Genomic DNA, 21,352 nt, shown 5'->3' with positions numbered 1-21,352 from the left:
TTGGATTAGCTGATGAACAAACTGATCGTGAGTCTGCTGTTGACCGTGGGAATTTCAGGCTTCGCCCATGCTGCCGGCGATGCCGCAGCAGGCCAGGCAAAAGCCGCCGTATGCGGAGCCTGCCATGGCCCGGACGGCAACAGCATGGCACCAAACTTTCCGAAACTGGCCGGGCAAGGCGAACGCTACCTGACCAAGCAACTGAAAGAAATCAAGGATGGCAAGCGGGTCGTGCTGGAAATGACCGGTTTGCTGACCAACCTCAACGATCAGGACCTGGCTGACCTCGCGGCGTACTTCGCCAGCCAGAAAGGCAGCGTTGGCGCCGCCGATCCGAAACTCGTCGCACGCGGTGAAGCGCTGTTCCGCGGCGGTAATCTGGACAAAGGCCTGCCTGCCTGCACCGGCTGCCACTCGCCGAACGGTTCTGGCAACGCCGCCGCCGGCTTCCCGCACCTGGGTGGTCAGCACGCGCAATACATCGCCAAGCAACTGACCGATTTCCGTAAGGAAGAAGGCGGTCGCGCCAACGACGGTGACGCGATGACCATGCGCACCATCGCGCGCAAGCTGAGCGACGAAGACATCGCGGCCGTTTCCAGCTACATCCAGGGCCTGCACTGAGGCCTTGTTTCGGGCGTTGGGCGAGACGGACATCTCCGGCAACGTTAACGCTCGATTAATCCGTCGCAGCAAGTATAAAAAGGGTGGCTTTGGCCGCCCTTTTTTGTGGCCGCTGCCGTTACACTACAGCACTCATGCCCGCCAGGACCTGTCTGAAAACAGGTCGAGCGAGGCGACCCAAATTGTTCAGGAGTAAAGCATGCGTAATCTGATCATCAGCGCCGCCCTCGTCGCTGCCAGCCTGTTCGGCGTCACCGCCCAGGCCGCTGAAGCCCCTGCCGCCCCTTATGTCGAACTGGCCAACCCGGTTCCGGTTGCAGTGCCTGGCAAGATCGAAGTGGTCGAGTTGTTCTGGTATGGCTGCCCGCACTGCTACGCGTTCGAGCCGGTGATCAATCCATGGGTTGAAAAACTGCCTTCCGATGTCAACTTCGTGCGCATCCCGGCCATGTTTGGCGGCCCTTGGGACGCTCACGGCCAGATGTTCCTGACCCTCGAAGCCATGGGTGTCGAGCACAAGGTTCACGCGGCGGTATTCAACGCGATCCAGAAAGAACACAAGAAGCTGACCGACAAGAACGACATGGCTGACTTCCTCGCCACTCAAGGTGTGGACAAGGACAAGTTTCTTGCCACCTTCGACTCGTTCGCCATCAAAGGCCAGATCGTGAAGGCCCGTGAGCTGGCCAAGAAGTACGAAATCACTGGCGTGCCAACCATGATCGTCAACGGCAAATACCGTTTCGACATCGGCTCGGCCGGTGGTGCCGAACAAGCGCTGAAACTGGCTGACGATCTGGTAGCCAAAGAGCGAGCGGCGACCAAGGCGGCTGCCAACTAAGCGCGGCCATTGCCATGCGCCGCTGGAAGTCTGAACGCAGCGTTGGCCTGCATGATCCGCAGGTCAACGAGCATCATCTGGCGTCCACGGGCTTGCCCGCGGACCAGCGTCTGCGTTTGCTCAGCTTCAACATCCAGGTCGGCATCAGCACCGAGCGCTATCGGCATTACCTGACCCGCAGCTGGCAGCATCTGCTGCCGCACACCGGGCGCTCAGGCAATCTGCAAAAGATCGGTGACCTGCTCGGCGACTTCGATCTGGTCGCCCTGCAGGAAGCCGATGGCGGCAGCCTGCGTTCGGGCTACGTCAATCAGGTCGAACATCTGGCCCAGCTCGGCGCCTTCCCCTATTGGTATCAACAACTCAACCGCAACCTCGGCCGACTGGCCCAGCACAGCAACGGCGTGCTCAGTCGTTTGAAGCCGTGGGCGATCGAGGATCACCCGCTCCCCGGCCCGAAAGGTCGCGGCGCGATTCTGCTGCGCTTCGGCGAAGGCCCGGAAGCGTTGGTGGTGGTGATGATGCACCTGGCCCTTGGCGCGCGTACGCGTAGCCTGCAACTGGCCTATATTCGTGAGCTGATCGGCGGCTACAAGCATCAAGTCTTGATGGGTGACATGAACACCCACGCCAGCGATCTGCTGCAACACTCCCCGTTACGCGATCTTGGCCTGCTGGCCCCGCAGGTGGAAGCGACCTTCCCCAGCTGGCGTCCTCAGCGCTGCCTTGATCACATTCTGCTCAGCCCGACCCTGACCCTGGAAAAGGTCGAAGTGCTGGCCCAACCGATTTCCGATCACCTGCCGGTCGCGGTAGAGATTCGTCTGCCGGGTTCGCTCACGGCCGATGCATTGCCCACGTTGAGTCCTGACCTTCGCGGAAGCCCTGAATGAGCGACGACGCCCAGCGCTGGAAAGAGAAATACCTCAAAAGTATCGAACAGCAGGACAAGCTCGAGCGGCGCTGGGCCGCCCGCCTCGATTTGCTGCGTCGCGGTCTGGTGCGCAGCACCCTGGCGGCGGAAGGCACCGACAAGGCTGTCGATCAGTGCATGAAAGAGATGCGCGACGTGGTGCGCACCGACGACATGGACGCCGGCCTCGCCGCCCTGCTGCCACGCCTGGAAAAAGCCGTGCTCGACTCCGAGCAGCGCCGGGAAACCCGTATCGAACAGGTCAGCACCGCACTGACGTCGCTGGTCACGCAGCTACAGGCCTTGCCGCTGCCGCGTGAAGTCGCGCAGCCTTTGAAGAAATTCGCCAAGCAACTGGACGGCCGCGTCAGCTCGGCGCGGGAAATGCCGCTGTTGCTCAGCGAACTGAGTGGTCTGCAGGGCAAGGCGCTGAGTCAGTTGGAAACGCCGGCGGAAACCGGTCGTCCGGGCTTGCTGCAGCGCTTGTTCGGCAATCGGGAGAATCCTGAGGCGCCTGCACCAGAAGCAGCCGCATCGACGGCGGAAGCTGGGGCGCCCATCGAGGCACAAGCAACAGTACAGCCCGAACCAGAGTTGGCGCCACCATTACCGGTTGCGCCGATGACCGTCGCGCCTGCTTCCCCGATCATTGAACCGGTTGACGAAACGCCTCCGCCGGCCGCGCAGACCCCGATCAAACCGGAGGAAGTGGTGGCTTTCGTGCCGCCAACTGTTTCCAGCATTGTCGCCGCTCACTCGACCGAGCCGCCAGCGCAGCCCTTCGAACCCGTGCAGGTGTTCGCCACGGCTGCCTCTCAGGCGCCGGACGCGTTCAACCCTGACGAACTGATCCATCCCGGCGACCCGGTGCCGCTGATGCTCGACAGCCTGCCCCTGCCCGAGCCGATCGCCCAGGCGCTGGCCGCAATCGACCCGGAGCAATCCGAGCAGGACATCCTGTTCGCCCTGCCGGATTCCCCGGAGCCGTCCTACAGCTCCGTCGCCCGCCACATCGAAGACACCCTGATCGGTCTGCTCGACGATCTGACCCTGCCGGAGCGTCATCGTCCGCAAGCCGAAGCGATGCGTGACCGGCTCAAACATGGCTTGAACTGGTACGAGTTGATCCCGATCCTCGACGATCTCGCGACACTGATGCTGGCAATCACCGACAGCGGCCAGCATGAATTCGAAGCGTATCTCCAGCAACTCAACGAGCGCCTCGAAGCATTTCAGAGCAACCTGCAAGCCGCCAGCGAAGGGCATGCCGACAACAGCTCGGCGGCGCGGGCGATGGACACACAGATCCGCGAGCAGGTCGACGGTTTGCAGACCAGCGTGCAGGAGGCGGCAGACCTCGACGACCTCAAGCAAGTGTTGGAGAACCATCTTGAAGGCCTGCTCGGCACCATGGACCAGCACCGCCAGCAGCGTGACGCCCGCGAACAGGAAGTGGCCGCGCGGCTCAAAGGCTTGTCCGAGCGAGTGGCGCACATGGAACAGGAAGCCCTGGGCTTTCGCGAACACCTGGAAGAGCAACGCCAGAAAGCCCTGATCGACCCGCTGACCGGCCTGCCCAATCGCGCCGCCTGGAGCGAACGCCTCGAACACGAAATCAAGCAATGGCAGCAGCACGGCAACACGCTGAGCCTGGCGATGCTCGACCTTGACCACTTCAAACGGATCAACGACAGCTATGGCCATCTGGCCGGTGACAAAGTGCTGAAAATCATCGCCACGGTGTTGCGCAAACGCCTGCGCGGCTCTGACTTCATCGCGCGTTTTGGCGGTGAGGAATTCGTTTTGCTACTGCCCGCCACACCACCAGCAGTCGGCGCAAAATTGCTGGAAGGATTGCGAGCGGCGGTCGAAGCCTGCCCGTTTCACTTCAAAGGCGAGCGAGTGACGATCACCATTTCCATGGGCCTCGCGTCATTCAGAGCCGGCGAACATAGCGATCTGGTGCTGAAGCGCGCCGATCAGGCGCTGTATAGGGCAAAAAATGCAGGTCGCAATCGAGTCGAGCTGGGTTGAGCAAATTGTTCCATTTTGTTTAATTCCGCTCGCTGGCCGTCGATACGCAAGGCATTACGTTACACTGTTGCATTATCGTCTCCCGTGTACTCTTTTCTACCATGAAATTTTTCGCCCTTATTGCTTCTTTGCTCGTTCTGTCCGGTTGCGCCAGCGGCCCGCGTTACGACACCAGCCATCCGTCGGCCAACTACGACAGCCGCATCCAGTTCGTCGTTGTTCACTACACCTCGGCCTCGCTGGAGCGCTCCCTGCAACTGCTGACTCACGGTGAAGTCAGCAGTCACTACCTGATCGGCGACGACAAGGGCGGCACGATCTACAAATTGATGGATGAAAACCAGCGCGCCTGGCACGCCGGTGAAAGCCAGTGGCAGGGCCGTACCTGGCTCAACTCCAGCTCGATCGGCATCGAAATCGTCAATCCCGGTTTCAAGGACACCCCGACCGGGCGCCTCTGGTATCCGTACAGCGAAGCGCAGATTCAAGCGCTGATTGCCCTGCTCAAGGACATCAGCAAGCGCAACGGTATCAGCCCGCAGCACATCATTGGTCACAGCGATATCGCGCCGCTGCGCAAACTCGATCCGGGCCCATTGTTTCCATGGAAACGTCTCGCTGCCGAAGGCCTTGGCCGGTGGCCGAACGAACAAGCGGTAGCGCGTCAGCAAGCAATATTCAACAGCGGCGAATTGCCGAGCATCAGCTGGTTTCAGGCACAGCTGGCGCGCGTGGGCTATGACACACCGCAAACCGGCGAACTGGATATCGCCACCCGCCATGTCCTCGCGGCCTTTCAGATGCACTACCGCCCTGAGCGCTTCGACGGCACGCCGGACGCACAAACGGCGGCGCTGTTATTGGTCCTCAATCAGACAAAATAATGACGCCCGCCCGACGGTCAGGGCAAATTCGCAATCAGCAGCTATAACTCATTGGTAATTCTTCGGATATCCCCTGATGGCTGCTACCCGAGAGACGCTGCGTAGCTGGTTCTATCGCCCGGTATTTTTGGCGATGATCGCGGCTGTCCTGAGTACGACCGTGCTGATCTCCGGTGCAATGTTCGTCGCAATGCGGCAAGTCGAGCAGAATGAAAGCCAGGAAATGAACGCCCAGGGCGAGCGTTTTCTGGTGCGCCTGGAACAACTGTTCGGCCAGTTGCGCGAAAGCCTCGATGATCTCGAAGCTCAGCCGTTGCGCAGTTGCGACGAGGAAATGATCGCGACGCTGCAGCAGGTCACCTTCAACTATCGCTTTGTTTATGAAGCGGCTTACATGGATGCCTCGCGCACCTGCTCCAACCGCCCGCGCCAGGAAGGTCTTTCGAGTGCCCGGGCGCCGGATATCACCGGCCCGACCTATAGCTATTGGCTGAACACCACCACCGAACCTGATGAAAACCGCGCGGCGCTGATGCTCGGGCGCGGCAATTTCCGCGTGGCCACCTCGCGCGGGCACCTCACCGACATGGTCGACCTGTCGCCCGGCAGCAGCCTGCTGGTAGTACTCGACCACGGCACTCGGGCCATCCCGGTGCTGGGCCAGCCGCAGATATGGCCGCCTACCGAGCCGTGGCCGCTGAAAGCCAGCGCTGCCTTGCAGGTCACGCAAACCCGCCTGATCTACCGCATGCCCACCGACAATCCGGAATATCAGCTGGTGTTGATCGCGCCACGCACCGGCATGCACATTCCCATCGTATGGTGGTGGGTGGTCCCGCTGTGCCTGGTCCTCGGCGGCTTTGTCGGGTTCTGCGTGTTTTTGCTGGTGCGCCAACGCCAGTCGCTCGATGCCGAATTGCACGGGGCGATTCGGCGCGGTGAATTGCAGGTGCTCTATCAACCGATCTTCGATCTCGACAGCCGCAACTGTGTCGGCGCCGAAGCCTTGCTGCGCTGGCGGCGGCCAGACGGCACGCTGACCAGCCCCGACCTGTTTATTCCAATGGCAGAAAATACCGGGCAGATCCGGCAGATGACCGACTTCGTCCTGCAGCGTTTGCTGGAGCAACTGGGCCAGTTATTGCGGGCCAATCCGCAGCTTTATATCTCCGTTAACCTCGCCGCCTGCGACGTGATGGTGCCGCGCGTCGGCCAGGTCATGGCGCGTCTGCTGACCTTGCACCGAGTTGCCGCGCGGCAGATTGCCTTCGAAGTTACCGAGCGCGGCCTGATCGATGTGGTAGTAGCCCGGGAGAACCTGCAAGCCTTGCGTGACGTCGGCCACCAGGTACTGATCGACGATTTCGGCACCGGCTATTGCAGCCTCGCCTACCTGCAAACGTTGCCGGTCGATTGCCTCAAGATCGACAAGGCGTTCATCGATGCCCTCGGTCATGACGCGGCGAGCAGCGGCGTCGCGCCACATATCATTCATATGGCCCAGGCACTGGATCTGAAGGTGATTGCCGAAGGCATCGAGCTCGAATCGCAAGCGCAATTGCTCAGCAGTGAGGGGGTGAAATTCGGCCAGGGCTGGCTATTCGCTCATGCACTGAGCGCGGTGCAATTCATCGAACTGATCACCCGGGGCCGCCGCCTCGTCGGGCGGCGCATGGACGACGAAGCCTAAGGTTCATTCAAAAGCGCCCAGGCAGTGTCGAACAGTGCCTAAACGGCGAGGGCCATATAAAACTGCGTGCCCTGGCCCGGCCGCGAATACACGCCCATGCGGCCGCCGTGCAGCTGAACGATCTCCTTGCACAGCGCCAGCCCGAGCCCGGCGCCGCCCTTCTTGCGGCCGACCTGCACAAACGGTTCGAAGATTCGCCCTTGCTGGCCGTAGGCGATGCCTTCGCCGTTGTCTTCGACACTGATGATCACCCGCTCGCCGTGCCGACGCGCCTGCAAGCGGATCTGCCCGTCGCGGGCGGTATGGCGCAAAGCATTGTCGATGAGATTGTCCAGGACCCGATCCAGTTGCACCTGATCGGCCTGCAAGCGTGGCAACGGTCCCTGCACTTCGACCTTCAAGGCAATGCCCTTGGCCTCTGCCGCCTCGCCGAAACGCAGCTGCGCCTGTTCCAGCAGGTCTTCGATGGAGCAAGGTGCGAGCGTGAGCTTCTGCAAACCGTTCTGGTAGCGCGAGAAGTTGAGCAGGTCGTTGATCAACTGCATCAGGCGCTGCATCTCTTCGTTGACCGTGTCGAGCAAGTCCGCTTCGCGCGACTCTTCGGGGAATTTCGCCCGCTCACGGAACAGGCCGAACGCCATGTGCATGCCGGTGACCGGCGTGCGCAGCTCGTGGGAGGCGCGCAGGACGAACTCGCTGCGCACCCGTTCGAACGCACGCTGCTCGGTGACATCATGCAGCACCATCACAGCGCCAAGGATGTGCCCTTGGGTATGGCTGACCGGCGTCAGGCTGTAGGTCAGCAAACGCGATTCGCCGTCGACTTCGATGCTCAGATCGTCTGGCGCGCGCTCGAGCGTGCCACCGCGCAACACCAATTGCAGCTGCGCATCCAGTTCGGGCCTGCCAAGTGCGGTGCCCAGGCCTTGACCGAGACGGTCGTCTTCCCAGCCCAATTGCCGCTGGGCGACCGGATTGAGGTGCTCCAGTTGACCTTGGCGATCAATCATCAACAAGCCGTCATCGATGCTGTCGAGTACCGCCTGCAGCCGTTGCTGCCCGGCCAACAGCTCATCGACATTGGTCGCCTGGTGCTCGCGCAAGGCCTCGGCCATCTGGCCGAAACGCTTGGTCAACTGATTCAGTTCCAGCGACGAGGACACCGGCAGGGTCACGTCGTATTTGCCTTTGCCGATTTCGTCCGCCGCCTGCGCCAGCGCTTCGATCGGCGCACCAAAGCGCCGGGCCACGCCGTGGGCCGTGACAAATCCGATGATCAGTACGGCGAGCCCTACCAGTCCGAGCAGGCCGGCGATCAACAGGGCGCGGTCGCGTGCGTCGTTCTGCACGCCATTGATCTTATCCAGGGCGTGTTTGTGTTCGGTGATCAGCCCGTTGCGCAGAATATTGAAGCGCTCCCTGAAATCGGCGCTGGAGCTTGCGGCGTTGGTGGGGTCGCGAGACAGATCGAAGGCTTGCAGGAAACTCAGGTAGTCGGCCTTGGCCTGGCTGAAGCCATATTGGCGCTCGCCATCGTGCTGCTCTTGGGCGATACCCTCGTCGAGCAACTGGAAGTAATGCTGTTTGGAGGCCTCGAACGCTACGGGATCGGGCTTTTCCGCGAGCATGATGATCAGTTGATCGCCCAAGGTCTGCCGCAACTTGAGCCCCAGCTCAAGGGTGACGAAGTTGCTGCGCACCAACGCTTCTTGCGTTCCGGCCATCTGCATTACGCTGACCAGCCCGAGCAGCAGCCCGAGCAAGGCCACGGTGATCAGTGCGGAAATGCTCAGGAACAAACGGGTCCGCAACTTCATCGCCAGTTTCATCGTCGGGCGCTCACAGGTTGTACTGCTTGCGCTTGCGATACAGGGTCGAGGCGTCGATACCCAGGGTCTTGGCGGCTTGGTCGAGGGTGCCGGCGGTCGCGAGGACGGCGCCGATATGGGCTTTTTCCAGTTCGTCGAGGCTCAGTGCTGCGCCGACTCGTGGCGCGTTGTTGGCCGGTTGCTCGGCCATGCCCAGGTGGCTGATCTCCACACGTTCCTGCGGGCAAATGATGCTGGCCCGCTCGACCACGTTGCGTAGCTCGCGAATGTTGCCGGGCCAACGGTAGCCGAGCAGCGCCTCGCGGGCCTCGTCGCTGAAACCACGCGCCGGGCGCGCGTACTCTTTGACGAAACGCGCCAGGAAGCGGTCAGCCAGGGTCAGGATGTCCTCGGCGCGCTCACGCAGTGGCGGCAGATGCAGCGTGATGACGTTGAGGCGATAGAGCAGGTCCTCACGGAAGCGCCCGTCGCGCACCATGTCTTCGAGGTTAAGGTTGGTCGCCGCCAGAATCCGCACATCGGCGCGGCGGGTGACCGGGTCACCTACCCGTTCGTATTCCTTGTCCTGAATGAAACGCAGCAATTTCGGCTGCAAAGTCAGTGGGAAATCACCGATCTCGTCGAGAAACAGCGTGCCGCCATCCGCCTGATTGACCCGGCCCAAGGTGCTCTCGCTGGCGCCGGTGAAGGCGCCGCGGCTGTGGCCGAACAGTTCGCTTTCCATCAACTCGGCGGTCAGCGACGGGCAGTTGATGGTCACGCAGGATTTCTTTTCGCGCTTGCTCCAGCCGTGAATGGCGCGGGCCAATTCGCCCTTACCCGTACCGGACTCGCCGAGAATCAGTATGTTGGCATCGGTGCTGGCAACCTGGCGAGCGGTTTCGAGCACAACTTTCATGGCCGGGCTGTGAGAGTCGAGGCCGTCCTTGGGTTTGCGGATTTCGCCTTCGAGTGCTTCCAGGCGCGCCGACAGTCGGCGTACCTCCAGTTGCTTGGCGGTGGCCAGACGCAATTGGTCAGGGCTGCACGGTTTCACCAGATAGTCGGCCGCGCCGGCCTGGATGGCATCCACCGCGGTATCGACAGCCGAGTGCGCGGTAACGATGACAACGCGCATCCAGGGCGCCTGAATACGCATTTGCGCCAGTACATCCAGACCGTTGTCTTCACCCAGACGTAAATCAAGGAAGCACAGATCGAACACCTGGCGTTGCAGCAATGCCTCGGCCTGGGCCGCGCTGTTGGCGGTGGCCACCGTATAACCTTCGTCTTCGAGGCAATAACGGAAGGTACGCAGGATGGCGGATTCGTCGTCCACCAGCAGAATGCGGCCTTGATGCTCAGTGGCAGATTCCATTTTTCCTACGCTCCATAGTGATTGGTCTTGGGTTAGTCCCGGAAAAATCGGGCAAGTTGCATGGTTTATTCTGAACGATGCCAGCCATAGGAGGGTAGCCCTCTCCAGCCGATACGGCCAATACGTTGATTTTGTTGATTTTTTAATCCGCCACGGTTTTGCAGGGCTTGTCCTGCGTACATCTCTGACATCTGCGGTGTGCTCTTCATTCCGTAAGACCGAAATCTCCTACGAAATAATCGTGCAATCCGCACGACGCTGGATAACCCCATCGTGCAGGATGCGTCGCCGGGGCTTTGCTAAATATCCATAACTCGTTGATTTTAAATATATTTTTAAAGCACGAAAAACTGGCATGCAGGCTGCAATACCTGTTTCAGCCCGGGCAGATCAGTACTGCCCCAACCGAACAAGAGTGAGGAACCCAGGATGACTCGCCAACGTGCCGCCCACATGCGTCTCTCGCCACTGCATATCCAGCAAGGTCTGTTCGCTGTGCTGGCGCTGCTGATCACTCTGATCGCCTGCCAGCAATACCTGCGCTGGGAAAACAGCCAGCAGCCGGAAGCGCCACTGGTGTCGATGCAGCATGCAACGCAGAGCCATTTCAGCGCCGTCAGCAGCACGCAGGACGAGCGCACCACGATGCGCATGATGGAAGTCGATCAGGCACAACCGCTGGATCAACTGCCGCGTGAAGAACGTTGGGTTTTCTGACTCGCTAAAACCGATTCGGGCGCGCCGCGCCGGAACACGTAACACCCCTAAATAGAGAAGTAAGGAGAATCACCATGTTGAGCTGGGCAATTACATTCTTGATCATTGCCATCATCGCCGCCGTACTGGGCTTCGGTGGTATCGCGGGCACCGCCACGGGTATCGCCAAGATTCTCTTTGTCGTGTTCCTGGTGATGTTCATCGCTTCCTTCTTCTTTGGCCGCCGCGGCCGAGGTTAACGATGACAGTCTTGAAGACGCTGGCCGCCGCCCTGCTTCTGGGCGGCAGCGCCATGGCGATGGCGGCCAATGACGGCCAGACGCGGGTCAACGAGTTGCTCGCGTCCGATGCGCAATACCGGGAAACCTGGGAAGGCGTGATCAAAAAGGAGGAGCGCGTACCGGAATGGGTGATCAACCTGACCGGCACATCGGAACAACAGATGAACGCGGTCACTGAAGACGGCGATAAATATCTGGTGGGCCCGCTCTGCGAAAGTCAGGACAAATGTCTGAACCATCGCTTGATCGTCGCCTTCAGCTTCGACAAGGACGACGCTTACGCCATGCTGGTCGATGTGCCGGAAGGTCTGCCGCAGGACAAGTCGCCGACGCGACATGCCACCTACCGCTTCTTCGGCAAACCCGACCAGGGCATGCAGGATCTGCTGATGGAAACCCTGAAGAAAGATCCGAAGTGGTACTGATTCGAACATGAAGGCAGCAGCCCTGCTGCTTTCCATTGCACCCACCCGAGGAGGGTCGGTGCATGACCAGGGGGCCGGGACGTTCTGACTGCAACAGGGTCGGAGTGACCTACGGGTACAGGGAGTGCCTGCGCAAGGGCCGGGTCAGGGCAGGTAAAAGCTGCGTCGCAGGTTCGTCGACCGATCATGGCTCGACGGACTTGCGCTGAGCTTCCCAATACGTAAGAGCTTGATCCAGCGCGCCCTTCACAGCCATTTAATCGTCAACACTGCGATCGCAAATATTACGCGGTGTTTCCTGACGACCGTATATCGATAAAGAAACCGTTTAAACAGTGGGACTTCTAGTCTCTCTGCGTAGGCTTTTTCGCAAGTTTTTCGTCGATTTTTTACGGCTGCCGATTAGCGCCATCTACGCTGGAATGGCCGGTTCACGGCACTTATGGCGGCTGAAATGTCACAATCGAACCGGTTGGGACGCCAGTTTCAATTGAAAAAGCTCATGCCGATTCGGCATAGGGTAGGCGTTTACGGCATTAGACGGCGCATCCTTGCATCGGAATAGTTGCGCCTTTTTTCGCCTGCCGAAGAGCCGTAAACGCGCGCTTCCGGGCACCTTATACGGAGGCAGATGCACAGACTTTTCCGCTGATGAGCGTTCCAGTTCCTGCATGTGCCTGAGTCAAACGCAAGTAAGGGTAAAGATAATGAAGAAGGCAAAGCTTAGCCTCGCCTGGCAGATCCTCATCGGTCTGGTATTGGGGATTGCAATCGGTGCGTTGCTCAACCACTTCAGTGCCGAGAAGGCGTGGTGGGTCAGCAACGTCCTGCAACCGGCAGGCGATATCTTTATCCGTCTGATCAAAATGATCGTGATCCCGATCGTCATTTCTTCCCTGATCGTCGGCATCGCCGGCGTCGGCGACGCCAAGAAGCTCGGGCGGATCGGCCTGAAGACGATTCTCTACTTCGAAATCGTCACCACCATTGCCATCGTCGTCGGCCTGCTGCTGGCCAACCTGTTCCATCCGGGTGCCGGCATCGATATGAGCACCCTGGGCACGGTGGACATCTCCAAGTACCAGGCGACCGCCGCCGAAGTGCAACATGAACATGCGTTCATCGAGACCATCCTCAATCTGATCCCGTCGAACATCTTTGCGGCCATGGCCCGCGGCGAGATGCTGCCGATCATCTTCTTCTCGGTACTGTTCGGTCTCGGTCTGTCGAGCCTGCAGTCGGACCTGCGCGAGCCACTGGTGAAGATGTTCCAGGGCGTGTCGGAAAGCATGTTCAAAGTCACTCACATGATCATGAATTACGCGCCGATCGGTGTGTTCGCGCTGATCGCGGTGACCGTCGCCAACTTCGGTTTCGCATCCCTGCTGCCGCTGGCCAAACTGGTGATCCTGGTTTACGTGGCCATTGCCTTCTTCGCCTTCGTGGTGCTGGGCCTGATCGCCAGGCTGTTTGGTTTCTCGGTGCTCAAGCTGATGCGCATCTTCAAGGATGAGCTGGTGCTGGCCTACTCCACCGCCTCCTCGGAAACCGTGCTGCCGCGGGTGATCGAGAAGATGGAAGCCTACGGCGCACCGAAGGCCATCTGCAGCTTCGTGGTACCGACCGGTTATTCGTTCAACCTCGACGGTTCGACCCTGTATCAGTCGATCGCGGCAATTTTCATCGCCCAGCTGTACGGCATCGACCTGTCGATCAGCCAGCAACTGCTGCTGGTACTGACCCTGATGGTGACCTCCAAAGGCATCGCCGGTGTACCGGGCGTGTCCTTCGTGGTGCTGCTGGCAACGTTGGGCAGCGTGGGTATTCCGCTGGAAGGTCTGGCCTTCATCGCCGGTGTCGACCGTGTCATGGACATGGCCCGTACTGCGCTGAACGTGATCGGTAACGCTCTGGCGGTACTGGTGATCTCGCGTTGGGAAGGCATGTACGACGATGCCAAGGGCGAGCGCTACTGGAACTCCCTGCCGCACTGGCGCAGCAAGGAAAAATTGCCGGCTGGCGAAATCTCCAAGAACTAATGCAAAACCCTGTGGAGATTGGCTTTTGTGGGAGCGAGCCTGCTCGCGAAGGCGAAATGTCATTCAGCATTAATGTGACTGACAGGACGCTTTCGCGAGCAGGCTCGCTCCCACAAAGGACTTGAGCCAGGCCACAAGTAACGTACCAACAAACCCCGGAGCAATCCGGGGTTTGTCGTTTCTGGCCACCCCGCTATCATTCGCCGCATTCTTCGGGGGATTTGACTGATGCTTAATGGCCTGTGGCTTGGCTTCTTCATCGTGGCAGCCGTGTCGGCGCTGGCGCAGTGGCTGATCGGCGGCAATGCCGGGATTTTCGCGGCGATGGTGGAAAGCATTTTTGCCATGGCCAAGCTTTCGGTCGAAGTCATGGTGCTGCTGTTCGGCACCCTCACCCTCTGGCTGGGTTTTCTGCGCATTGCCGAGAAGGCCGGGATCGTCGAATGGCTGGCAAAAGTGCTCGGGCCGCTGTTTCTGCGGCTGATGCCGGAAGTCCCGCGCGGCCACCCTGCCCTCGGCCTGATCACCCTGAACTTCGCCGCCAACGGTCTGGGCCTCGATAACGCCGCGACGCCGATCGGCCTGAAAGCCATGAAAGCGCTGCAGGAACTCAATCCCAGCGCCACCGTCGCCAGCAACGCGCAGATCCTGTTTCTGGTGCTCAACGCCTCCTCCCTGACCCTGCTGCCGGTGACGATCTTCATGTACCGCGCCCAGCAAGGCGCGCCCGACCCGACGCTGGTGTTCCTTCCGATCCTGCTGGCGACCAGTTGCTCGACCATCGTCGGTTTCCTCTCGGTGGCGTTCATGCAACGCCTGCGCATCTGGGATCCGGTGGTGCTTGCCTACCTGATTCCCGGCGCGCTCGCCCTCGGCGGCTTCATGGCCTTGCTCGGCACGCTTTCGGCTACCGCACTGGCGGGATTGTCGTCGATCCTCGGCAATCTCACGCTTTTTGGCTTGATCATGCTGTTTCTGGTGATCGGTGCGCTGCGCAAGGTCAAGGTCTACGAGGCGTTCGTCGAAGGCGCGAAGGAAGGCTTCGACGTGGCGAAGAATCTGCTGCCGTATCTGGTGGCGATGCTCTGCGCGGTGGGCGTGTTGCGGGCATCGGGCGCGCTGGATTTCGGCCTCGACGGCATCCGTCATCTGGTCGAGTGGGCCGGTTGGGACACGCGCTTCGTCGAAGCGCTGCCGACGGCGATGGTCAAACCGTTCTCCGGCAGCGCCGCACGGGCGATGCTCATTGAAACCATGCAGACGTCAGGCGTGGATAGCTTCCCGGCGCTGGTGGCGGCGACGCTGCAAGGCAGTACCGAAACGACGTTCTATGTGCTGGCGGTGTATTTCGGCGCGGTGGGGATTCAGCGCGCGCGGCATGCAGTGGGGTGTGCATTGCTGGCGGAATTTGCCGGGGTGGTGGGCGCTATCGCTGTCTGCTACTGGTTCTTCGGCTGAGCAAAATTCCCATGTGGGAGCGAGCCTGCTCGCGAAGACGGAGTGTCAGTCAACGCTTAAGTGACTGATACACCGCTTTCGCGAGCAGGCTCGCTCCCACAGGGATTGCGGTGTATCAGCGCGGATGCGGCGCGAGTTTCTGGCCTTGCTCCACGGCCCAGGCCACGACTTTGGCAGTAAGCCGATCACTGGCCTGACCGAACCCGGCCACCACCGCCGGCACCTGCACAGCGCTCAACGGCTGGCGCTCTTCAAAGCGCCGACTGGCGAGAATCCGCTGGTCATAGCCGCGCACCAGCAACGCATCGACGCGCACCACGACGCTGGCCTGGGTTCCCTGATACTCGGTCTGGAATGCTTGCAGACTGCCGCCCAGTTCCAGATCCGCCTGAAAATTGCTGTCATCGGTGCTGAGCAACGTCACCCGGCCGTCACGCTGAAAACCGTCGAGCAGACGGTTGCGCAGCAGCACCGGGGCCGGATCGCTCCAGCGCGAACCCTTGTAGCTGCTGATCACGTCACCCTGTGGAATCACCGCGATGCTCGGTCGATTCAGCGCTTCGCTGGCCTGCAGTTTGTTCAGCCGCAACGACCACGACTGAATGGCCGCCGGACCGGCCGAGGCGGGTGCCGGCGCGGCGGGCAGGCGATAGACATCCGAGGGTTCCGCCTGCGGCAGGATCGAGCACGCACCGAGCAAGGTCAGGCCTGCGCCAAGAAGGGCGATTCGGGTCAGTTTCATGGGGTGAATTCCTTGTTCTTGTCGCTGCCCAGCAGGTAGCCGCTGGGGTTGGCCTCAAGGCGTTGGGAGATGGCGCGCAGCGAGGTCAGGGTCTCGCGCAATTCGCGGATCGCCGGCGCCAGGCCATTGAGGCCCTGCATGCCGTTATCCAGCGAATTCTGGTTTTTGCTGAGCAGGCCATTGATGGTCACGCTGCTTTGCTCCAGCGACTTCATCGCCTGCTCGGCGCTGCCCAGGGCCTGCTTGCCCTGATCGTTGAGCAAGCCATTGGCGTTGCGCATCAGCAGCGAGGTCTGTTCGAGCATGCTGCCGGCCTGTTTGCCGACACTCGCCAGTTGCTGCATGGCCTGCTTGATGTCACCACGCTGGTCGTTGATGGTGCCGGTGGTCTGTTCGAGATGGGCGAGGGTCTTGCTCACACGCTCGACGTTCTCGGCGGAGAACATGTGATTGGCGTTTTGCAGCAACGCGCTAATGCCGGTCATCAAATCGCTGCTGTCGTTGAGCAGGCGCGAGATAGGCGAGGGCGAGGCGATGAGGGTCGGCAATTGACCGTCATGCCCGCGCAGTTTCGGACTCTCGGGCGTGCCGCCGCTGAGCTGGATGATCGAGGTGCCGGTGATCCCGGTCAGCGCCAGTTTGGCCTGGGTGTCTTCCTTGACCGGCGTGTCGCCCGCCAGACGAATCCGCGCCAGCACCCGGCGCGGGTCTTGCGGGTCGAGGCGCAGGCTGACCACGTCGCCGACCTTGATCCCGCTGTACTGCACCGAACTGCCCTTGGACAGGCCGCTGACCGCCTCGTTGAACACCACTTCGTAATCCTTGAACTCGGTGTCGACGCTGGACTTGGCCAGGAACAGACCGAAGAGCAGGGCGCCTGCCACCACGATCACCGTGAACAGGCCGATCAACACATGATGGGCTCGGGTTTCCATGTCAGACCTCGTTGAGCAGTTTGGCGGCGTCCAGCGCCGAGCGGCCACGCGGGCCGTGGAAGTATTCGTGAATCCACGCGTCGTCGGTTTCCGAGACTTCGTCGATCGGCCCGGCGACCAGCACTTTCTTCTGCGCCAGCACCGCCACGCGGTCAGTGATGGTGTAGAGCGTGTCGAGGTCGTGGGTCACCAGAAACACGCTGAGGCCGAGCGCATCGCGCAAGGTCAGGATCAACTGATCGAAAGCCGCCGCGCCGATCGGGTCGAGGCCGGCGGTGGGTTCGTCGAGAAACAGAATGTCCGGATCCAGTGCCAGGGCGCGGGCCAGCGCCGCGCGTTTGATCATGCCGCCGGACAGCGACGCCGGATATTTGTCTGCCGCCGACAACGGCAGCCCGGCCAGCGCCAGCTTCACCGCTGCAAGATGCTCGGCGTCGTGGCGGCTGAGGCCGGCGTGTTCGATGAGGGGCAGGGCGACGTTTTCGGTGACTGTCAGCGAAGAAAACAGCGCGCCTTTCTGAAACAGCACGCCAAAGCGCCGTTCGATCAACGAACGTTCATGTTCGGCCAGATTCGGCAGGTTCTGCCCGAACACTTTGACCACGCCTTCGCTGGGCCGGTTGAGCCCGACGATGCTGCGCAGCAGCACCGATTTGCCGGTGCCGGACCCGCCAACCACGGCGAGGATTTCGCCTTTGTACACATCCAGATCAAGGTTCTCGTGCACGCTCTGGCTGCCAAAGCGATTGCACAGGCCACGCACTTCAATCACCGCCTCGGAGGGCGCGCGGGGTAGACGACTCACCAGCCCATCTCCATGAAAAACAGCGCAGCCACCGCGTCGAGCACGATCACCACGAAAATCGACTGGACCACACTGGAAGTGGTGTGCGCACCGACCGATTCGGCGCTGCCGCTGACCTTGAAGCCTTCCAGACAACCGATCGCGGCGATCAGGAAAGCGAAGATCGGCGCCTTCACCATGCCGACCAGAAAGTGCTGCACACCGATGTCCGATTGCAGCAGCGAGAGGAACATCGCTGGCGAGATATCCAGCGACACCGCGCAGACCACACCGCCACCAATGATCCCCGAAAGCATTGCCAGAAAGGTCAGCATCGGCAGCGCTACGAGCATCGCCAGAACCCGCGGCACCACCAGCAGCTCCATCGGGTCGAGGCCGAGGGTGCGGATCGCGTCGATTTCTTCGTTGGCTTTCATCGAGCCGATCTGCGCGGTGAACGCACTGGCGGTGCGCCCGGCCATCAGGATTGCCGTCAGCAGCACGGCGAACTCGCGCAAGAACGAGAAGCCGACCAGGTCGACGGTGAAGATCGTCGCGCCAAAACCGGCCAGCACCGTCGCGCCGAGAAACGCCACCACGGCGCCGACCAGAAACGTCAGCAGCGCCACGATCGGCGCGGCGTCGAGGCCGGTCTGTTCGATGTGCGCGATCATCGGCGTGATGCGCCAGCGCTTGGGCCGGAACAACCCGCGCGCCAGGGTTTCGAGAATCAGGCCGACAAAGCCGAGCAGTTGCAGGGTGTCTTGCCACACGGTGTCGACCGCGCGGCCGATGCGCGTGAGCAATTGCACGCTGACGCTGACTTCCGGTTCCTTGAGCGGCACGCAGAAATCGCTCAGCGAGCAATACACCGTCTGCAGCAAGGCACGATCAGCGGCGGACAGGGTGCAATCGGGATGTTCAGCGGATTTGCCGAGGCGTTCGGCGCCGAGCAATTCCACCAGCAGCGAGGCGCCGGCGGTGTCGAGCGCGCCGAGGTCGTTGAGATCGATCGGGGTGTTGGTGTCGTACTGGCCGTGGAGCTTTTCGCTCAGGTGCTTGAGCGCCGTGTAATGGGCGAGCGTCCAGTCGCCGCTGACCCGCAAGCGGGCAGGGCTGAGCGAGGTGTCCAGGCGGGCACTGCCGGGCGTTGGGCTGCTGATCATAAGCTCCGTGCTTGTACGGCTGTTACGTGAGCCTACGTAATAGCACGAACCGGATTACTTTTCTTTGGCCGGTGTGCTGTCGGTTATGGCGAAGCGCAGCACACCGATCAGCTGACCGTCCTCGGTCAGCACCCGCACCTGCCACTTGCCCGCCGGGTTGCCGGGGAAGTTCTGCTTGTGTGTCCACGCCCGGTAACCTTCCTTGCGCCCGCCGTGAATGTCGAGGGCGATGCGGTCGACCTCTTTGCCGTTGAACTGCCAGACGTGGTAGATCCGCTCATCGAGGCCGCGCGGCGCGTTGATCGCGGTGTAGGCATAGAGCCCGTCGTTGCGGATCTGCTCGGCGCTGACCGTGTCGAGGCTGGCGCCCGGGGTGCGATCCTGCAACGTGGTGCTGATCGCCACGTCGGTCATCCACAGCGTCGCCGGCGGCACCCACGAACGCAACACCCAGCCCACGCCGCCAATACCGACGGTAATGCACAGAATGGCCATTGCGTTGCGCAGCGTGCGGATCGGGAAGATCGACGCCAGACTCGGAAACGACAACAACACGGAAATGCCCAGCGCCCATTTGAAACTCTGCGCGGTGGTCAGGTGCATGATCACCGGTAACGCGGTGAGCAGGGCGGCGAACAGGGTCAGGGTGTGCAACGCCAGAAACGCCCAGCGCCGTGGCGCCAGCCACTTGTAATACAGCGGATCGACGATGGAGATCAGGGCGGCGACGCTGAGCAGGCCGGTGAAAAACAACTGGCCGCTGTTCCATGTCGTCGTGATGAAGAAAAACGGCAGGACGAAAAACAGGCTTTCCTGATGGATCATCTGCGTCGCGTAACGCAACAGCGGCTGGGGAATTTCGCGTTTGAAGATCCGCGTGAACAGCCCGGTCAGGGTGTTTTCCAGCATCAGCCAGATCCAGCTCAGCAGCATGATCACCGTGATCCAGCTCGCCAGCCCCTGTTGGCGATCGACCAGCATGAAACTGCCGACCCCGGAGATGAAACCACCCAGCGCAATGACCCCGGGATAGCGCTTCATCAGTTCGAGGAGGCGCTGGATCAGGAGCTGTAATTTCGGCATGGAGGCGGTTCACGGCAGAGTGGGGAAAGACTTCGACAGAGTAGCGTCCGCCGGGCGATGTGGCGAGTTTGGGCTCGCTCCCACAGGGTTATGTGTCAGGTTGCGACGAGCGTTTGCGGCGGTGATGCACACGCCAACCGATCAGTATCAGCAGCACCACACCCAGCCCTGCGGCACTTATCCACAGCACCTGATCATCACCGATCAACGGTTTCTCGATCCTGAAATAGCCTGGCTGCAACAACAACTCGCGCATGGCCTTGTTTGCCGCTTCCAGCGTTACGCCTTGTAGTTCACGCGCGGGATTGGCGAAGCGCCCGTCCTGGTAGTCGGCCAATGCGCTCCAGTAATAATCGGCCATCGCGCTGTTGCCTTGCACGGCCCAGGCCTGGTGGGCGATGGAGGCCTGTTTGATGCGGGCGAAGGTCGTCGGATCGAGGCCGTTTTTCAGCAGATCGGCCTTGAGGTCTTCGAGCACCTGAATCGCTTCGTCGACGTCGTCGCGGTCCAGATCAGCGTTGAGACTCATGAAGCCGACACCGCCGAACACTTCGCGCTCGGCCCACGGCCCGTAGGACAAACCGTGATTGAGGCGGATCTGCCGGTACAGCGCCCAGTCGAGATAATCCTTGAGAATGTCGAAAGTCTGGTCGTACTGATCGTCCAGCACCGGTTCCGGCACCAGCCAGTGCAGCTTGGCGTTGTCGCCGATAACGCCGCGGGTGAGGGTGCGTTCGTGGGCGGCGCTGGCGCGAATGTCCGGCAGCGGCCGATGCTCGCTCGGGTCGACCGCTTCGAGCGCGCCCCAGGTGCGTTCGAGATAGGCCGGCAGCAGCTTGTCGAGTTCGCCAACCACGATCAACGTCATGTTGTTCGGTGCGTACCAGGCTTTGCGGACCTGCTCCAGTTGCGCCTGGGTCAGGTGCTCGACTTCGGCGCGTTGCGGGCATTTGAGACCCAGCTCCACGGCGAGTTGATTGCTCGCGGAATGCCCCAGATCCTGGCGATCGAGAAACCGCCGCAGTTTGGTGTAATGGCCGCCGTCCTCGCGCTCGACCACGCGCTTGGCGGCGTTGATCGCGTTGTCATCAATGCGTGTCTGGGTCAGCAGATCGAGCAACAGGTCGAGTACCTTGCGCTGGTTTTTCGCCGGCGCCTCGATGACGAAAGTGGTGTCGGCATTGCTGGTAAACGCGTTCCAGTCGCCGCCCAAGGCCTGCATGCGTTCTTCCAGTCCGCCTTCGCCGGTCGCGTCGATGCCGCTGAACAGCAGATGCTCGAGCAGGTGCGGCAATTCTTTTTCGTCACAATCGAAATCGTCGAGACCGACGCCGACCACCAGCCGGATCGCCACATGGCCACGTTCGGTGCCGGGTTTGAGCAGCAACTGCAAACCGTTGGGCAGCGCATAGCCTTCGACCTGAAACCGATCCAGGGCAAGGGCGGGCAGGGAACCAAGCAGCAGACAGGCGAACAACAGGCAACGCATAACAGGCTTCCATACGGCTGATTTGGAGATCCGTGTCGTCAGTGGCGACCCCCATCGCTGG

The 21,352-nt window shown here is 61.1% G+C and carries 19 protein-coding genes; 11 read left to right on the top strand and 8 right to left on the bottom strand.

All coding sequences use genetic code 11. From position 1 onward, the window contains the following. Positions 1 to 12 precede the first annotated feature (12 nt). From ACGSLL_RS08600 to ACGSLL_RS08575, 6 genes are all read left to right on the top strand, one after another. Positions 13 to 624 (top strand): c-type cytochrome, encoded by a 612-nt coding sequence (locus tag ACGSLL_RS08600; RefSeq protein ID WP_090287941.1) that lies wholly within the window; start codon positions 13 to 15, stop codon positions 622 to 624. 199 nt (positions 625 to 823) lie between these two features. Beyond that, positions 824 to 1,465, top strand: a complete 642-nt coding sequence (locus tag ACGSLL_RS08595; RefSeq protein WP_090287938.1) for a thiol:disulfide interchange protein DsbA/DsbL — start codon at positions 824 to 826, stop codon at positions 1,463 to 1,465. Between the two features lie 14 nt (positions 1,466 to 1,479). Next, positions 1,480 to 2,358 (top strand): endonuclease/exonuclease/phosphatase family protein, encoded by an 879-nt coding sequence (locus ACGSLL_RS08590; RefSeq protein ID WP_394504874.1) that lies wholly within the window; start codon positions 1,480 to 1,482, stop codon positions 2,356 to 2,358. Then, a complete protein-coding gene (locus tag ACGSLL_RS08585; protein ID WP_394504872.1) occupies positions 2,355 to 4,412 on the top strand; it encodes a GGDEF domain-containing protein in 2,058 nt (685 codons plus the stop codon). Before ACGSLL_RS08590 ends, ACGSLL_RS08585 begins: the two co-directional genes overlap by 4 nt. Before the next feature lie 101 nt (positions 4,413 to 4,513). Continuing rightward, a complete protein-coding gene (locus ACGSLL_RS08580; protein ID WP_394504870.1) occupies positions 4,514 to 5,296 on the top strand; it encodes an N-acetylmuramoyl-L-alanine amidase in 783 nt (260 codons plus the stop codon). Between the two features lie 76 nt (positions 5,297 to 5,372). Then, a complete protein-coding gene (locus ACGSLL_RS08575; RefSeq protein WP_394504868.1) occupies positions 5,373 to 6,986 on the top strand; it encodes an EAL domain-containing protein in 1,614 nt (537 codons plus the stop codon). A gap of 38 nt (positions 6,987 to 7,024) precedes the next feature. On the opposite strand, the gene ACGSLL_RS08570 is transcribed toward ACGSLL_RS08575, so the two are convergent. Both ACGSLL_RS08570 and algB read right to left on the bottom strand, forming a co-directional pair. Next, positions 7,025 to 8,815 (bottom strand): ATP-binding protein, encoded by a 1,791-nt coding sequence (locus ACGSLL_RS08570; protein ID WP_394504866.1) that lies wholly within the window; start codon positions 8,813 to 8,815, stop codon positions 7,025 to 7,027. A 10-nt stretch (positions 8,816 to 8,825) separates the two neighbouring features. Then, the gene (gene algB / locus ACGSLL_RS08565) at positions 8,826 to 10,172 is read right to left on the bottom strand and encodes a sigma-54-dependent response regulator transcription factor AlgB (protein WP_093096334.1); all 1,347 of its coding nucleotides are present in this window, start codon (positions 10,170 to 10,172) and stop codon (positions 8,826 to 8,828) included. A 429-nt stretch (positions 10,173 to 10,601) separates the two neighbouring features. On the opposite strand from algB, the gene ACGSLL_RS08560 reads away from it, so the two are divergent. The 5 genes from ACGSLL_RS08560 (at position 10,602) to ACGSLL_RS08540 (ending at position 15,092) form a co-directional block, all read left to right on the top strand. After that, positions 10,602 to 10,889, top strand: a complete 288-nt coding sequence (locus tag ACGSLL_RS08560; RefSeq protein WP_394504864.1) for a hypothetical protein — start codon at positions 10,602 to 10,604, stop codon at positions 10,887 to 10,889. A gap of 74 nt (positions 10,890 to 10,963) precedes the next feature. Beyond that, positions 10,964 to 11,128, top strand: a complete 165-nt coding sequence (locus tag ACGSLL_RS08555; protein WP_003177151.1) for a DUF1328 domain-containing protein — start codon at positions 10,964 to 10,966, stop codon at positions 11,126 to 11,128. Between the two features lie 2 nt (positions 11,129 to 11,130). Next, positions 11,131 to 11,595 (top strand): inhibitor of vertebrate lysozyme family protein, encoded by a 465-nt coding sequence (locus ACGSLL_RS08550; protein WP_258451040.1) that lies wholly within the window; start codon positions 11,131 to 11,133, stop codon positions 11,593 to 11,595. 707 nt (positions 11,596 to 12,302) lie between these two features. Continuing rightward, on the top strand, positions 12,303 to 13,634 hold the full coding sequence (gene gltP, locus ACGSLL_RS08545; RefSeq protein WP_394504860.1) for a glutamate/aspartate:proton symporter GltP: 1,332 nt from the start codon (positions 12,303 to 12,305) through the stop codon (positions 13,632 to 13,634). A gap of 228 nt (positions 13,635 to 13,862) precedes the next feature. Further along, a complete protein-coding gene (locus ACGSLL_RS08540; RefSeq protein WP_394504858.1) occupies positions 13,863 to 15,092 on the top strand; it encodes a nucleoside recognition domain-containing protein in 1,230 nt (409 codons plus the stop codon). A 115-nt stretch (positions 15,093 to 15,207) separates the two neighbouring features. Here the strand turns inward: ACGSLL_RS08540 and ACGSLL_RS08535 are convergent, their stop codons facing one another. The 6 genes from ACGSLL_RS08535 to ACGSLL_RS08510 all read right to left on the bottom strand — a co-directional run bounded on the left by ACGSLL_RS08535 (position 15,208) and on the right by ACGSLL_RS08510 (position 21,291). Further along, on the bottom strand, positions 15,208 to 15,834 hold the full coding sequence (locus tag ACGSLL_RS08535; RefSeq protein WP_394504856.1) for an ABC-type transport auxiliary lipoprotein family protein: 627 nt from the start codon (positions 15,832 to 15,834) through the stop codon (positions 15,208 to 15,210). Next, complete coding sequence (locus ACGSLL_RS08530) at positions 15,831 to 16,769, bottom strand: MlaD family protein (RefSeq protein ID WP_090287914.1); 939 nt, start codon at positions 16,767 to 16,769, stop codon at positions 15,831 to 15,833. Before ACGSLL_RS08530 ends, ACGSLL_RS08535 begins: the two co-directional genes overlap by 4 nt. A gap of 1 nt (position 16,770) precedes the next feature. Then, positions 16,771 to 17,574 carry an ABC transporter ATP-binding protein gene (locus ACGSLL_RS08525; protein WP_258451043.1) on the bottom strand — a complete coding sequence of 268 codons (804 nt, stop codon included), beginning with the start codon at positions 17,572 to 17,574 and terminating at the stop codon, positions 16,771 to 16,773. Further along, complete coding sequence (locus ACGSLL_RS08520) at positions 17,571 to 18,719, bottom strand: ABC transporter permease (RefSeq protein WP_394504853.1); 1,149 nt, start codon at positions 18,717 to 18,719, stop codon at positions 17,571 to 17,573. The genes ACGSLL_RS08525 and ACGSLL_RS08520 overlap by 4 nt, the downstream gene beginning before the upstream one ends. A 54-nt stretch (positions 18,720 to 18,773) precedes the next feature. Further along, a complete protein-coding gene (locus ACGSLL_RS08515; RefSeq protein WP_394504851.1) occupies positions 18,774 to 19,802 on the bottom strand; it encodes a DUF5924 family protein in 1,029 nt (342 codons plus the stop codon). Positions 19,803 to 19,890: 88 nt separating this feature from the next. After that, on the bottom strand, positions 19,891 to 21,291 hold the full coding sequence (locus tag ACGSLL_RS08510; protein ID WP_394504849.1) for a M16 family metallopeptidase: 1,401 nt from the start codon (positions 21,289 to 21,291) through the stop codon (positions 19,891 to 19,893). Between the last annotated feature and the right edge of the window lie 61 nt (positions 21,292 to 21,352).

The organism is Pseudomonas retamae, from assembly GCF_043496865.1.
Taxonomy (GTDB): Bacteria; Pseudomonadota; Gammaproteobacteria; order Pseudomonadales; family Pseudomonadaceae; genus Aquipseudomonas; species Aquipseudomonas retamae.
The sequence above is the reverse complement of the archived record's forward strand: the minus strand, read 5'-3'. Positions and strand labels throughout refer to the sequence as shown.

What these genes read in the sequence shown, in the direction of transcription:
- ACGSLL_RS08575 (WP_394504868.1), top strand. Translation starts at nt 5,373, where the DNA reads ATGGCTGCTACCCGAGAGACGCTGCGTAGCTGGTTCTATCGCCCGGTA.
- ACGSLL_RS08570 (WP_394504866.1), bottom strand. Translation starts at nt 8,815, where the DNA reads ATGAAACTGGCGATGAAGTTGCGGACCCGTTTGTTCCTGAGCATTTCC.
- ACGSLL_RS08530 (WP_090287914.1), bottom strand. Translation starts at nt 16,769, where the DNA reads ATGGAAACCCGAGCCCATCATGTGTTGATCGGCCTGTTCACGGTGATC.
- algB (WP_093096334.1), bottom strand. Translation starts at nt 10,172, where the DNA reads ATGGAATCTGCCACTGAGCATCAAGGCCGCATTCTGCTGGTGGACGAC.
- ACGSLL_RS08510 (WP_394504849.1), bottom strand. Translation starts at nt 21,291, where the DNA reads ATGCGTTGCCTGTTGTTCGCCTGTCTGCTGCTTGGTTCCCTGCCCGCC.
- ACGSLL_RS08535 (WP_394504856.1), bottom strand. Translation starts at nt 15,834, where the DNA reads ATGAAACTGACCCGAATCGCCCTTCTTGGCGCAGGCCTGACCTTGCTC.
- ACGSLL_RS08540 (WP_394504858.1), top strand. Translation starts at nt 13,863, where the DNA reads ATGCTTAATGGCCTGTGGCTTGGCTTCTTCATCGTGGCAGCCGTGTCG.
- ACGSLL_RS08590 (WP_394504874.1), top strand. Translation starts at nt 1,480, where the DNA reads ATGCGCCGCTGGAAGTCTGAACGCAGCGTTGGCCTGCATGATCCGCAG.
- ACGSLL_RS08600 (WP_090287941.1), top strand. Translation starts at nt 13, where the DNA reads ATGAACAAACTGATCGTGAGTCTGCTGTTGACCGTGGGAATTTCAGGC.
- ACGSLL_RS08520 (WP_394504853.1), bottom strand. Translation starts at nt 18,719, where the DNA reads ATGATCAGCAGCCCAACGCCCGGCAGTGCCCGCCTGGACACCTCGCTC.
- gltP (WP_394504860.1), top strand. Translation starts at nt 12,303, where the DNA reads ATGAAGAAGGCAAAGCTTAGCCTCGCCTGGCAGATCCTCATCGGTCTG.
- ACGSLL_RS08595 (WP_090287938.1), top strand. Translation starts at nt 824, where the DNA reads ATGCGTAATCTGATCATCAGCGCCGCCCTCGTCGCTGCCAGCCTGTTC.
- ACGSLL_RS08585 (WP_394504872.1), top strand. Translation starts at nt 2,355, where the DNA reads ATGAGCGACGACGCCCAGCGCTGGAAAGAGAAATACCTCAAAAGTATC.
- ACGSLL_RS08555 (WP_003177151.1), top strand. Translation starts at nt 10,964, where the DNA reads ATGTTGAGCTGGGCAATTACATTCTTGATCATTGCCATCATCGCCGCC.
- ACGSLL_RS08550 (WP_258451040.1), top strand. Translation starts at nt 11,131, where the DNA reads ATGACAGTCTTGAAGACGCTGGCCGCCGCCCTGCTTCTGGGCGGCAGC.
- ACGSLL_RS08580 (WP_394504870.1), top strand. Translation starts at nt 4,514, where the DNA reads ATGAAATTTTTCGCCCTTATTGCTTCTTTGCTCGTTCTGTCCGGTTGC.
- ACGSLL_RS08560 (WP_394504864.1), top strand. Translation starts at nt 10,602, where the DNA reads ATGACTCGCCAACGTGCCGCCCACATGCGTCTCTCGCCACTGCATATC.
- ACGSLL_RS08515 (WP_394504851.1), bottom strand. Translation starts at nt 19,802, where the DNA reads ATGCCGAAATTACAGCTCCTGATCCAGCGCCTCCTCGAACTGATGAAG.